Source organism: Aurantimonas sp. E1-2-R+4 (assembly GCF_036549515.1).
Lineage (GTDB): Bacteria > Pseudomonadota > Alphaproteobacteria > Rhizobiales > Rhizobiaceae > Aurantimonas > Aurantimonas coralicida_A.
Map to the genome: position 1 here is coordinate 15,661 of NZ_JAZHLK010000050.1, position 12,335 is coordinate 27,995.

Annotated in this window: 9 protein-coding genes and 1 tRNA gene; 7 read left to right on the forward strand and 3 right to left on the reverse strand. The window is 64.0% G+C overall.

Annotated features, from left to right (window positions below; genetic code table 11):
- The 4 genes from VQ045_RS17915 to VQ045_RS17930 all read left to right on the forward strand — a co-directional run bounded on the left by VQ045_RS17915 (position 1) and on the right by VQ045_RS17930 (position 5,314).
- The gene (locus VQ045_RS17915; RefSeq protein ID WP_327622696.1) at positions 1–2,706 is read left to right on the forward strand and encodes an ATP-binding cassette domain-containing protein; all 2,706 of its coding nucleotides are present in this window, start codon (positions 1–3) and stop codon (positions 2,704–2,706) included.
- A gap of 70 nt (positions 2,707–2,776) precedes the next feature.
- Entirely contained in the window at positions 2,777–3,229 is a 453-nt protein-coding gene (locus VQ045_RS17920) for a cyclic nucleotide-binding domain-containing protein (protein WP_327622841.1), read from the forward strand.
- Positions 3,226–4,080: an MBL fold metallo-hydrolase gene (locus VQ045_RS17925; RefSeq protein ID WP_327622695.1), complete on the forward strand. Its 855-nt coding sequence runs from the start codon at positions 3,226–3,228 to the stop codon at positions 4,078–4,080. The genes VQ045_RS17920 and VQ045_RS17925 overlap by 4 nt, the downstream gene beginning before the upstream one ends.
- 1 nt (position 4,081) lies before the next feature.
- Positions 4,082–5,314: an adenylate/guanylate cyclase domain-containing protein gene (locus tag VQ045_RS17930; protein WP_331831067.1), complete on the forward strand. Its 1,233-nt coding sequence runs from the start codon at positions 4,082–4,084 to the stop codon at positions 5,312–5,314.
- An 8-nt stretch (positions 5,315–5,322) separates the two neighbouring features.
- On the opposite strand, the gene VQ045_RS17935 is transcribed toward VQ045_RS17930, so the two are convergent.
- Genes VQ045_RS17935 through VQ045_RS17945 form a run of 3 tightly spaced genes read right to left on the reverse strand, consistent with a single transcriptional unit; the run spans position 5,323 to position 9,451 of the window.
- Complete coding sequence (locus tag VQ045_RS17935; protein WP_331831068.1) at positions 5,323–6,477, reverse strand: ABC transporter permease; 1,155 nt, start codon at positions 6,475–6,477, stop codon at positions 5,323–5,325.
- Positions 6,474–7,472 carry an ABC transporter permease gene (locus tag VQ045_RS17940; protein ID WP_327622692.1) on the reverse strand — a complete coding sequence of 333 codons (999 nt, stop codon included), beginning with the start codon at positions 7,470–7,472 and terminating at the stop codon, positions 6,474–6,476. The genes VQ045_RS17935 and VQ045_RS17940 overlap by 4 nt, the downstream gene beginning before the upstream one ends.
- Complete coding sequence (locus tag VQ045_RS17945) at positions 7,469–9,451, reverse strand: ABC transporter substrate-binding protein (RefSeq protein ID WP_331831069.1); 1,983 nt, start codon at positions 9,449–9,451, stop codon at positions 7,469–7,471. Before VQ045_RS17945 ends, VQ045_RS17940 begins: the two co-directional genes overlap by 4 nt.
- A gap of 195 nt (positions 9,452–9,646) precedes the next feature.
- On the opposite strand from VQ045_RS17945, the gene VQ045_RS17950 reads away from it, so the two are divergent.
- The 3 genes from VQ045_RS17950 (at position 9,647) to VQ045_RS17960 (ending at position 12,185) form a co-directional block, all read left to right on the forward strand.
- Entirely contained in the window at positions 9,647–10,870 is a 1,224-nt protein-coding gene (locus VQ045_RS17950) for a glycosyltransferase (RefSeq protein WP_331831070.1), read from the forward strand.
- Positions 10,867–11,676 (forward strand): polysaccharide deacetylase family protein, encoded by an 810-nt coding sequence (locus VQ045_RS17955; RefSeq protein WP_331831071.1) that lies wholly within the window; start codon positions 10,867–10,869, stop codon positions 11,674–11,676. Before VQ045_RS17950 ends, VQ045_RS17955 begins: the two co-directional genes overlap by 4 nt.
- A 419-nt stretch (positions 11,677–12,095) precedes the next feature.
- Positions 12,096–12,185 (forward strand) — tRNA-Ser (locus VQ045_RS17960).
- Positions 12,186–12,335 lie beyond the last annotated feature (150 nt).

Below are 12,335 nucleotides of genomic sequence, written 5' to 3' on the forward strand. Positions count from 1 at the left end.
ATGGCGGTGCATGACAGCCTCGACGAAAGTGTCTTCCGCTACGTCTGGCGGCACACGCGTCGTCAGCAGATATGGCTGTTCCTCGTACTCGTCGTTTCGTTGCCGTTCTATTATCTGACGCTCGATCTGCCGAAGCGCATCGTCAACGGTCCGATCCAGGGCGAATGGCAGCCGGGCGAGACGGAAACGGTCTTCGAAGTGATCCTGCCGATCCCCGATTTTCTCGGCGGCGGGACGCTCGCGCTATTCGACGGCATCGAATTGGACCGGTTCGGCGTTCTCCTCAGCCTCAGCCTGACCTTCCTGTTCTTCGTCGTCGTGAACGGGCTCTTCAAATTCTACCTGTCGAACTACAAGGGCCAGCTCGGCGAGCGGCTGCTCCGCCGCCTGCGCTATCAACTGGTCGACCGGGTGCTGCGCTTCCCGACCGGCCGTTTCAAACAGATCCGCGGGCCCGAGATCGCGTCGATGATCAAGGACGAGACCGAACCCGTCGGCGGCTTCGGCGGCAGCGCGTTCGCCGACCCGTCGCTGCTGCTCAGCCAGGCGTTGACGGCCCTCGTATTCATTTTCCTGCAGAATGTCTGGCTCGGCTCGATTGCCGGCGCCATCGTGCTCATCCAGCTTATCCTGATCCCCCAGATGCGCCGGCGCCTCGTCGTCCTCGCCCGCGCTCGCCAGCTCACCGCCCGGCTTTTGTCCGGCCGGATCGGCGAGATCGTCGAGAGCATCCCGTCGATCCGAACCAACGACACATCGAACTGGGAGCGAGCCGAACTCGGCAGCCGCCTCGGCAAAATCCTCTGGATTCGCTACGATTTCTTTCGGTGGAAATTCCTCACCAACTTCGTCAACAACCTGCTTGCCCAGACCACGCCATTCATCTTCTACCTGATCGGCGGTTATTTCGTCATCGTCGGTCGGCTCGACATCGGCCAGCTCGTCGCGGTGATCGCGGCCTACAAGGATCTGCCGGGACCGCTCAAGGAACTGATCACCTGGGATCAATTCCGCGTCGACGTGCAGTCAAAATACGCGCAAATCCGGGAGCAGTTCGCCTTGGACAACCTGCTCTCGCCGACGATGCATGCGGTATCTTATGAGGAGCCCCCGCGTATCGACGGCGACATTTCCATCATCGGCCTGAGGATCGCCGATGAGGCGGGCAACGATCTGCTGGAGCCCGCAAGCCTGCGGATTTCCGCCGGCGAGGCGCTGGCCGTCGTCGGGCCGGTTGGAGGCGGCGGCGAATACCTCGCCGAGGCGCTGGCCCGGCTGGTGGATGCCGCCGGAGGGCGCATCAGCATCGACGGCCAGGCACTCGATGGCCTGCCGGATTCCTTTGTGGGGCGTCGCATCGCCTATACCGAGGCCGGCCTTTATTTTCCCAGGATGTCGATCCGCGAAGCGCTGGTCTACGGCCTGCGCCACGCCCCGCTGATCCGCGAGAAGCGGCGTGGACGCGAGGAGGCTGTTCGACTCGAGGAGGCGCGACAGTCCGGCAATATCGACCTTGATATCCGGGATGACTGGATCGACTACAAGGCGGCGGGTGTCGATGGCCCGGAGGCGTTGACGCCGCGTCTTGCCGAGGTGCTGGAGATTGCCGGCCTGCGGCTCGACATCTCGCGGCTTGGACTGCGCAACCGCCTGCCGTCCGACCTGCCCGACGAGGTGGCCGAACGTATTCTCGAAGCGCGTCAGCGTTTTCGTGCCCGGCTCGAAGAGGGCGGCGAAGAGGATTATTTCGAATCTTTCGACGCGGACCGCTATTCGGACTACGCGACGCTGTTTGAGAACCTCGTCTTCGGCATCGCCTTGTCGGAGGCCACCGAGGGAGCGCCGCTCGCCGCGCGGCCGCAGATGCGGGCGGTTCTGAAGCAGACCGGGCTCGACCGGATTTTGTTCGACATGGGACAGCAGATCGCCGACACCCTCATCGAAATCTTCGGCGATCTGTCTCCCGACAACCCGCTGATGGACAATGTCGACCTGATGTCGCCCGACGACGTCGATTTCTTTCGCGCCGCCCTGCGCCGTGCCTCAGGGGAGCGGGACGTCTCGGACGAGGATCGATGCGCGTTCCAGGAACTGGCCTTCGGCTATGTCGAGCCACGCCACCGACTGGGGCTCCTCGACGAGGATAGCAAGGCGATGATCCTTGAAGGCCGCGAGCGGTTCCGCCAAGGCCTCGAGCCTGACATGGCCCAGGCCGTCTCCATTCATTCGCCCGACGCGGTCAATCGCGCCGCGAGTTTTCAGGACAACGTGCTGTTTGGCCGTGTCGTCGACCGGTATGCGGAAGCTTCGGCGCGTATCAACGAAGTGCTGATGGAGACGATGCGCGAGACGGGCCTATCCCAGGTCGTCTTCGAGATCGGGCTTGATTTCGACATCGGCAGCGGTGCCAAACGCCTGTCCTCCGGCCAGCGGCAGAAGCTGGCGCTGGCCAGGGCGCTGCTCAAGCGCGCCGACCTGTTCGTTCTCAACCGGCCGATTTCCGCCCTTGACGGCGACAGCCAGCGGGCGACAATTGAGCGCGTCCTTGCATCGCGCGAGGCCCTCGGTGCTGAACGGCAGACAGTTTTGTGGGTCCTGAGCAATGCCGAGCATGCGGAATTGTTCGATCGGACGATCGAATTTCGGGACGGCCGGATGACGACCTCGCGTCGCAAGGTCGACCGCGCGGTCGACGAGCCGGCCTGAGGGATATGGGTATGGCCATGATTCAGATGACCGCGGGCAGAGGGACGACGTGACGCTTCTCAAATCCGAAATGGACCTACTGCGGTCGGTCCCGATCTTCGCCGGCATCGAGCCGAGCCGGTTGAAGCTGATCGCCTTCACCGCTGATTCGATCGCCTATCGCGCCGGACAGGCGTTGGTTCGGCAAGGACAACCGGGCGACGCCGCCTATGTGCTGGTCGAGGGGAAGGCGGAGGTCTCGGTCGAGACGGAATCCGGTGACTACGTCGTCGCCACGCTCGGGCCCGGGGATGTCGTGGGTGAGATATCGATCCTTTGCGATTCCCCGCGAACGGCGACGGTGACCGCCAGCACGGATGTGTCGGCGCTGAGGGTGCGCAAGGATTCGTTCTTGCAGCTCCTGCGCCAGTTCCCCGAGATCGCGGCGGAGGTGATGCGTAGCCTGGCCGAACGCCTGACCCACACCAATGAGGAACTCGTCCGGGCGCGCAATCTGGCCGCGTCACGGGATGGCGAGGCTTGACCCGCTTCCAGCTGACGATCTGGGGCGCGCGCGGCAGCATTCCCGCGCCGGCCGCCGCCAACACCCGCTTCGGCAGCGATACGAGTTGTATCGAGGTGCGCTGCGGCGACCGTGTCTTGGTGCTGGACGCAGGCACAGGGATCGTCGGCTGCGGCCGCAAGCTCTGCTATGAGGGCGTTCGGAACCTCGACATCCTTTTCACCCACTGCCACTTCGACCATATCATGGGCCTGCCGTTCATGTTTCCGCTCTATACGGAGGAGGCCGTGGTGCGGCTTCACGCCGGGCATTTCCTGGATGAAACCAGCTGCCGCAGCATGGTCGAGCGTTTCATGTGCCCGCCCTATTTCCCGGTGACACCGAAGCAGTTCACGGCGCGCATCGACTACCGCGATTTTCGTCCGCCGGACGTTCTCACGCTTGCCGACGACATCCGCGTCCGAACGGTTCGACTGAATCATCCGAACGGCGCGGTGGGATATCGGATCGAGTATGCGGGGCGTTCGTTCTGCTACATCACCGATACCGAGCACGAGCCAGGCAAACCTGACGCCGCGATCCGCGATTTCATCGCCGGTTCGGATCTGATGATCTACGATTGCATGTATACCGACGAGGAATTTCCCACCTTCCAGGGCTTCGGTCACTCGACCTGGCAGGAGGGTGTGCGGCTTTGCCGCGCCGCCGGCATAGAAAATCTCATTATCTTCCATCATGATATCTCGCGAACCGACGCATGGTTGGAGGCTCTGGCGACGACAGCGCGGAATGCCTTTCCCGGAGCGATCGTGGCGCGCACGGGCCTGACCCTCGAGATTGGCGAAGGCGTGCGAATCCTGGAAGGCGGCTGAGATGGGGCTGGCAAAGCAAGTCGACGACTGGCTGATCCGCGAGGCACTCGGCAATCCAAATCTGGAGGAACTCTTCCATCAGCTTTGCCTGAGGCTGAGCGGCATCGGCATCCCGATCGCTCGCGCCCGGCTGAACTGGCCGACCCTGCATCCACTGTTTCGAGCCGAAATGATCAAGTGGCAGCGGGACCACGACACGGTCTTGGAGCATTTCCATCATCAGGACGCTAACACCGAAGCCTGGCAGAGAAGCCCTTTGCGCTACATGCTGGAAGCGGACCTTCCCGTCCTGCGGCGGCGTTTGACCGGGCCGGGCAAGCTTCTCGACTTCCCGCTATTCGAGGAACTCGCGGCCGAGGGCTACACCGACTACATCGCCCTTTCGACCGAATTTTCGCAACCCAGCACGTTTATGGATATGTCGACCGCCGGGATTTTCGTGATCTGGGCGAGCGACCGCTCTTCCGGGTTTACCGACGAGGATCTCGGCGTTCTGCAGGCGATCCAGCAGACCTTCGCCCTCGTGTCGAAAACGATTATCCAGTCGCGGATCACCACCAATATCGTCGAGACTTATCTTGGACGGCAGGCCGGCCATAGCGTGCTCAGCGGCAATATCCGCCTCGGCGACGGGGCGACCACGAGGGCGCTGGTCTGGTATTCCGATCTGCGCGACTCGACCCGGTTGACCGGTCGGCTGGAGAGCGCCGCATTCTTGCGGCTTCTCAACGACTATTTCGAATGTGCCGCGCGTCCGGCGATCCGGGCCGGCGGCGAGGTGCTCGCCTTTATCGGCGACGCCGTGCTGGTGATCTTTCCGCTGGATGACGCGACGGACGCCACGGCCCTCAGCGCCAAGGTGTTGGAGGCTGTCGGCAAATCCTTCCTGATGCGCGAGGAGGCCAACGCGGTCCGGCGCGAACGCGGCCTCGACACGATGGATTTCGGCATCGGCCTCAATATCGGCAACGTCGTCTTCGGCAATATCGGCGTGCCCGAGCGCTTGGCCTTCACGGTGATCGGACCGACGGTCACCGAGGTCGAGCGCATCGAGAAACTGACCAAGACGATGGATCTCAGCGTGCTCGCCAGCGCCGAGGTCGCCGCGCTTTTGCCCGAACGCTGGAATACGGTCGGCGTCCATGCCCTGAGCGGTGTGGAGCGGCGGATGGAGCTGTTCACGCCGCGTTTGGCACAGGGCGTGCCGCTCCGCGCCGCCGGCGTGGGTGAATAATCGATGCGCTAGTGATGCGGGTCGACCGCGTCGCGCAAGCCGTCGCCGACGAAACTGAAGGCGAGCACGGTCAGGACCACCGGCAGCATGGGCAACAGCAGCCACGGATAGAGCGCCACTGCCTCGATGTTCTGCGCCTCCGACAGCAAGACGCCCCAACTGGTGATCGGTGGCCTCAGACCCAGCCCGAGGAAGCTTAAGGCCGTCTCGGCCAGGATCATCGTCGGGATCGACAGCGACGCCGAGGCAATCAGATGGCTCATGAAATTCGGCAGCAAATGCCGGAAGATGATCCGCCGCGGACTGGCGCCCAGCATTTCGGCTGCGACGACGAAGTCTTCCTCGCGCAGAGCGAAGAGTTTCGAGCGCACAGCGCGCGCCAGCCCCGGCCAGTCGAGCAGTGCCAGGATCAGGGTGATGCCGAAATAGATCAGTAGCGGGCTCCAGGTGACCGGGAGCGCGGCAGAAAGGGCGAGCCAGAGCGGTAGTTCCGGGATCGACCGCAGGATTTCCGTCGTCCGCTGCACGACGGAATCGACCCACCCGCCGAAATAACCGGCGAGCCCGCCGATAGTAATTCCCAGAAGAAAGCTGAGAGTCACGCCGACGAGGCCGACGGTCAGCGATATGCGCGCCCCGTAGGAGATGCGCGAAAACATGTCGCGGCCGAGACGATCGGTGCCCAGCAGGAAGAATGTGCCCCCCTCGGGCGGGCAGACGAAATGGAACCGGGCTTCGACGATCCCCCACAATTCATAAGGGTCGCCCTGGCAGAAGAACCGCAGCGGCAGCGGCCGGGAGGTGTTTTCGCTGTATTCGCGCTTCAATGTCTCCAGGTTCAATTCGTAATCGAGCGGATAGACGAACGGGCCGACGAACCGGCCGTCGTGGACGAGATGCAGCGGTTGCGGCGGAGCGAAGATAAAGTCTGTGTTGCGGGTCTGGAGTTCGTAGGGAGCGATCATCTCGACGATGACGATCGCGGCATAACTGAACAGAAGGAAGGCGAGCGAGACGACCGCCACACGGTGACGCAGGAAGCGCCACCAGATCAGCTTCGTCTGGGAGGCCTCCATATAGGCTCGAGACACCGTCGAACCCGCGGCTACGGTCGCCTCCGGATCGAACGGTTCGCGCGAGACGAAGTGGGGCGTGGGGCTCATCGCGCCGTACTCCGGCCGAGGCGAATACGCGGATCGAGTATCGCCAGCAGGATGTCGGAGACGAACATGCCGACTACCGTCAAAAGCGCCAGGAACATCAGGAACGAGCCGGCCAGATACATGTCCTGACTGCGCAACGAAGAGAGCAGCATCGGCCCGGTCGTCGGCAGCGACATTACCGCCGAAATGATCACCGAGCCCGAGACGATTTGCGGCAGCAGGCTGCCGAGATCGGCGATGAACGGATTGAGCGCCATGCGCAGCGGGTATTTGAGCAGTAGCCGGCGCTCCGGCAGCCCCTTGGCGCGGGCAGTGACGACATATTGCCGGTTGAGCTCGTCGAGGAGATTGGCCCGTAGCCGCCGGATCATGCCGGCCGTACCCGCCGTGCCGATCACCAGCACCGGCACCCACAGATGCGACAGGACCGAGCCGATCTTGGCAAGCGACCACGGCGCGTCGATATATTCCGGCGCCATCAATCCGCCGATCGAGGTACCGAACCATACATTGGCGAGGTAGAGCAGGATCAGCGCCAGCAGGAAGTTCGGCGTCGCCAGGCCGAGGAAGCCAAGGACGCTGAGCCCGTTGTCGCCCCAGCTGTATTGGTGGGTGGCCGAATAGATGCCGATCGGAAACGAGACAAGATAGACGAAGACGACCGTCGCCACATTGAGCAGGATCGTCATCGGTATCCGATCGCCGACGACGTCTGCGACAGGCTGGTTGTATTCGAAGGAATAGCCGAGATCGCCCTGCACGAGGCCGGTCACCCAGACCAGATATTGCAGCCAGAGCGGCTTGTCCAAGCCGTATTGCTCGCGCAGGAAGGCAATCTTGTCGGCGGAGACGTTCTCGCCCTGTGCCTGAATCTCGGCGATGTAGCTGGTCAGATAGTCGCCGGGCGGCAGTTGGATGATGATGAAGACGAGAACGCTGATCGCCAGCAGCGTCCAGGCCATGGTCACGAGACGGCGGGCGACGTAGCGGATCACGAGGGCGAGCCTGCAGCCACATTCGAGGGGCAATCGAACCAGAATCCGTCGGGATGATAGATGCCGAAATAGGCGCCGGGATTATAGTTGTAGACGCCACGCTCCGGCACGTTCCGCAGCGTGTCCGAAACCACCACGATCTGATCGACGCCCGAGACGATTCCGATCGTATAGACCTCATCGGCCGAGATCCGCAGCATCTTGTTCCAGACCGCCGTGCGCTCCGCGGCGTCGGTCGTCCGCATCCATTGCCGGCGGAGTTGGATGAGCTCGCGGATGCCGGCAAGGTCCGGGCCGTCGCCGGGCGCCTCGCCGCCGGTGCCGCCGGTTTCCACCCACATGCCGAAGCCCGGCCATTGCATTTGTTCGGCGGTCGCGGGGGCGAGTTCCTTCGGGTCCGTGGCCGGTGTCGGCAGCCCATTGTCGAGCCCCGTCCAGACCGACATCAGCGTCGAGCCCGCCTTGATGCGATTGCGGAAGATTTCGCGCTGGGATTCGCGGATCAGAAGGTCGATGCCGATCTTGCGCCAATCGTCGCGGACGAGTTGCAGGACGTCGGACTGTTCGCTGCTTTCTCCCGCCGTCTCGACCACGATGCGGATCTCGCGCCCATCCGGCAAATGCCGCAGCCCGCCACGGGTGGCGCGCTTGAGGCCGAGGCTGTCCAGAAGCAAATTCGCCTTGTCGGGGTCGTAGGCGGTCCAGCGGGTAGGCAGGTCCGGCGTGAACATCGGGGAACCCGGAAGGACCGTATTGGCGCCCGGCTCGGCGAGTCCATAAAAGATCGCCTTGTCGATGTCGGCCCGATTGATGGCGAGCGAGAGGGCTCGGCGGAAGTCGGCGTCGCGGATCATCTGGCGCCAAACCGGGTCCGTGACATTGAGGTTGGGATAGAGCGCGACATGCGAGCCGCGGCCCGATTCCCAGCGCCGGACTTCGTAGCCGCTGCGTTTCTCGCCGCGTTTCAGGAACGGGTAATTGGGAAAGCTGAGATAGGCGGCCTGCAGATCGGCTTCGCCGTTGGCGACCTTGGCCGGAATCAGGCCGGAATTGGCGATCGTCAGGGTAACCCTGTCGATATAGGGAAGTTGCCGGCCCCTCAGGTCGACCCGGTGGAAATAGGGATTGCGCTCGAAGGTCAGCCGCTCGGCCGGCGGCTTGGTGGCGAGCGTCCACGGCTGCAGCGTTGGCAGGTCCGGATTGTCGTTGCGGTGGCCGCGGTCCTTCTTGAAATGCAGCGCGGCCCAGTTGCGCTGGCCGGCGGCCTCGATCTTGGCTTTCAGCTTTTTCGGGTCGGCGTATTTCTCGTGATACTTCTTGAGGTAATGGGCGGGCCGGAAGATCTCGAAGGGGAGAGCCGCGGCGAGCGCGGCGAGGAAGTTCGGATTGGGTCCCGTCCAGGCATAGCGGACCTCGTAAGGGCCGGGAAAGGTGACCTCCGGTTCCTCGCCATCGACCAGCAGCTCAGCGGGGACTCCGAATTTGGCGATGTCCGGATTCTTGGCCATGTCCTCCCAGAAATAGCGGAAGTCCTCGGAGGTGAACGGTGCGCCATCGGACCATTTCATGCTGGGCCGCAGCCGGAAGGTGAAGATGCGGCCTTCCTCGACGGCGTAGCTCTCGGCGATATCCGGCACGATGTCGTAATTTTCGTCGTAGCCGACGAGACGTGCGTAACCGAAGACCGGGAGGATTCGCGTATCCTTGGCACTGGCGCCGAGCATCCGCAGCGTACCGCCGGGGCGATCGGCCGGGCAGGCGTTGTCGACCGGCAGGATGAACGGGGTTTGCGGCAGACGCTCGGCCACCGGTGGCAACGCGCCATCCGCGACCTTGGCGGCGAGGGAGGCCGGTTCCGCAAAGAGGGTCTGGGCGTTGATAGGGGTGGCAAAGCCGGTCGCTACGCCGATCGATAGGGCCAAGACCGCCGCGAAGACGCTCCGCGAGCCAATCCATCGTCGCGCTGTCGGTCGGTCCATCGATGCGTCCTCATGGGGTCGTGGCTATCAGTAAGGTTCGAGCGCCGGAGATTTGTCAAATGACGGTTTGACCGCCGGCTGTCGCGGAGCACTTCGCCTTGCAGGCCAAGCGGTTTGTCGCCTAGATGCCGCGATGCACCTCTCGCGAGCGACGTCGCGATGTCGCCGCCGGCGAACCGGAGAATCAGCGATTCCATGCCTTTGCGTATCGCCACACTCGTCAAAGGCTATCCGCGCCTGTCGGAGACCTTCATCGCTCAGGAAATCGCGGGGCTGGAGGATCGCGGCGTCGCGCAGCTCATCGTCTCGCTGCGTCAGCCGGCGGAAGCGCGGGTTCATCCCGTCCATCGCCGCATCCGCGCCGAGGTTCTTTATCTTCCCGAATATCTCAAGGACGATCCGCCTCGGGTGCGCGCCGGCCGCGACTTCGCCGAGCGTCAGCCGGGCTACGGCCTGGCGCGGCGCCTGTTCGAAGCCGATCTGAAGCGTGATCCGACGGCCAACCGCTATCGCCGCTTCGGCCAGGCCTGCGTCCTCGCCCGCGAGCTGCCCGCCGACATCGACTGGCTGCACACCCACTATCTCCATACCCCGGCTTCCGTTGCCCGCTATGCGGCGACGATTCGCGGCCTTGGCTGGTCGTTTTCGGCCCACGCCAAGGACATCTGGACGACGCAGCCTTGGGAGCTGACCGAAAAACTCGCCTCGGCCGCCTTCGGGGTTACCTGCACCAAGACCAATCTCGACTATCTGCGCTCCCTCGCCGCGAACCCGCGCACGGTCGAACTCGTCTATCACGGCCTCGACCTCTCCGAGATCCGGCCGTTCGATCGAAATATCCGGCGAAGCGGCCGGTTTCGCATCGTTTCGGTCGGCCGCACCGTCGAAAAGAAGGGCTATGGCGACCTCATCCGCGCGCTCGCTCGGCTGAAGGAGCGGGACTGGAGCTTCGAGCATGTCGGCGGCGGGCCGCTGACGGAAAAGCTGCAGGCGCAGGCCGACAAGGCCGGCATCGGCGAGCGCATCGTCTGGCATGGCAGCCGCGAGCGCGAGCATGTCTTCAAGCTGCTGGCGGGCGCCGACCTCTTCGTGCTGCCCTCCCGCATCGCCAAATCCGGCGATCGCGACGGGCTGCCCAACGTCTTGATGGAAGCACAGGCGCATCGGCTACCGGTCATCTCGACGCGGGTGTCGGCGATCCCGGAACTGGTCGAGGACGAACGGACGGGACTGCTCGTCGCCGAGCGCGATTCCAAAGAACTCGCCGCCGCGATGGCGCGGTTGATGGACGATCCGCAGCTCGCCGATCGTCTGGGCCAGGCCGGCGAGGCAAAGGTTCGCCGGGAATTCTCCCCTGAGCCCGGCATCGACCATGTCGCGCGGCTGCTGACCGAGGCGGCCGAGCGCGCCGCCGCGTGAGCGCCGCCGTGTTTCCCCTTGCCCGTGCGGCGCTGGAAGCGGCCCGTGACGATGGTCGCACGATCGCATTCTGGTGGCGCGACGACGATGCCCGCCGGCCGAGCGAGCCACTCACGCGACTGCTTGCGCTGCGCCGCGCCGCCGGTGTGCCACTGGCGCTCGCGGTGATCCCCGATGGAGTCGAGGCGGGGCTTGCCGAGGCGCTATTCGGTGACGACGCGGTGGCCGTCCTGTTGCACGGCTGGCGCCACGCCAATCATGCGCCGAAGGGACAAAAACGCGCCGAGTTCGGCGACCACCGGCCGATCGGCATGATGCTCGACGAAGCGGCGGCGGGTCGCGCGGCACTGGCCGAGTTGTTTCCCGATCGCTTCCTGCCAGCGTTCGTGCCGCCCTGGAATCGCATCGGCGAAGGGTTTGGCGCCAGGCTCGCCGGGGCGGGGGTGCCAGGGCTGTCCACCTTCGGCCGCACCGCGTCGGCCGAGCCGCACCGGCTGAACACTCATCTCGACCTGATGAACTGGCGCGAGGCGAGGGGGCTGACGCCGGCCGAGGCCGACCGGCTTCTGGCCGCCGAAATCGATCATCGCCTCGACGGCGGCGGCGCGGGCGAGCCAATCGGGCTGCTCAGCCATCATCTGCAGCACGATGAAGCGGCCTGGACACTGCTCGGCGCGCTGCTGGATTTTCTCGCGCGCCGCTCCGAAATTGTCTGGCCACCCGTGCCGGCGCTTTTCGACCTGCCGCTTACCGGCGGGACCGGCGAAGCCGACGCTCGGGTCGAACAGTCCGAGAAAAAGTGCTGACGCATGGCCGGTTTATCCGTTTGGCCAGCGTCTTCGGGCTCCACATCACGATGAATTCGAATCTATTCGATCTGATATCACGAACATGACCGATCCCGTTAAGTTGCCGCAGAATGTAGGTCGAAAACCGGTCCCCGCTTTTCCTTGTTTCCGCGCCTGCGCGGGGACAGTGCGGGGCGCTTGATCGCCGCCACCGGCCGACGGAACTCGCCCGTGAGACCGTCGGCGGGCCATGAAGTGACGAAGACGGCGCCTTTGCTCTTGTGTCGGCGCCCAAGCCTTTGATAAGAGAGCCGCGCGCTGATGAAGCGCCGACCATGCCTCGGTTCACAGAATGAGGGTGCGGATGGGTGACGCGGTTCCCGCGTCGACGCCGCGCCCTTTGCGAAGACACCCCGGAGAATTTCGGGGTTTCGGCCGGAGAGGTGGCAGAGTGGTCGAATGCACCGCACTCGAAATGCGGCATACGTGCAAGCGTATCGGGGGTTCGAATCCCCCCCTCTCCGCCACAATCCGCATAAGTCATTGACGCGGATCGAGTATTTTAGCCATCGCCGTTGGTAGCCGTAGACCCTGGTACAGAAACCTGGTCCAGACGGTTGATCATGCCCCGTTCGTTAAAGCGCGTCACGCGACGCGGCGATGTGTTCTATTTCCGT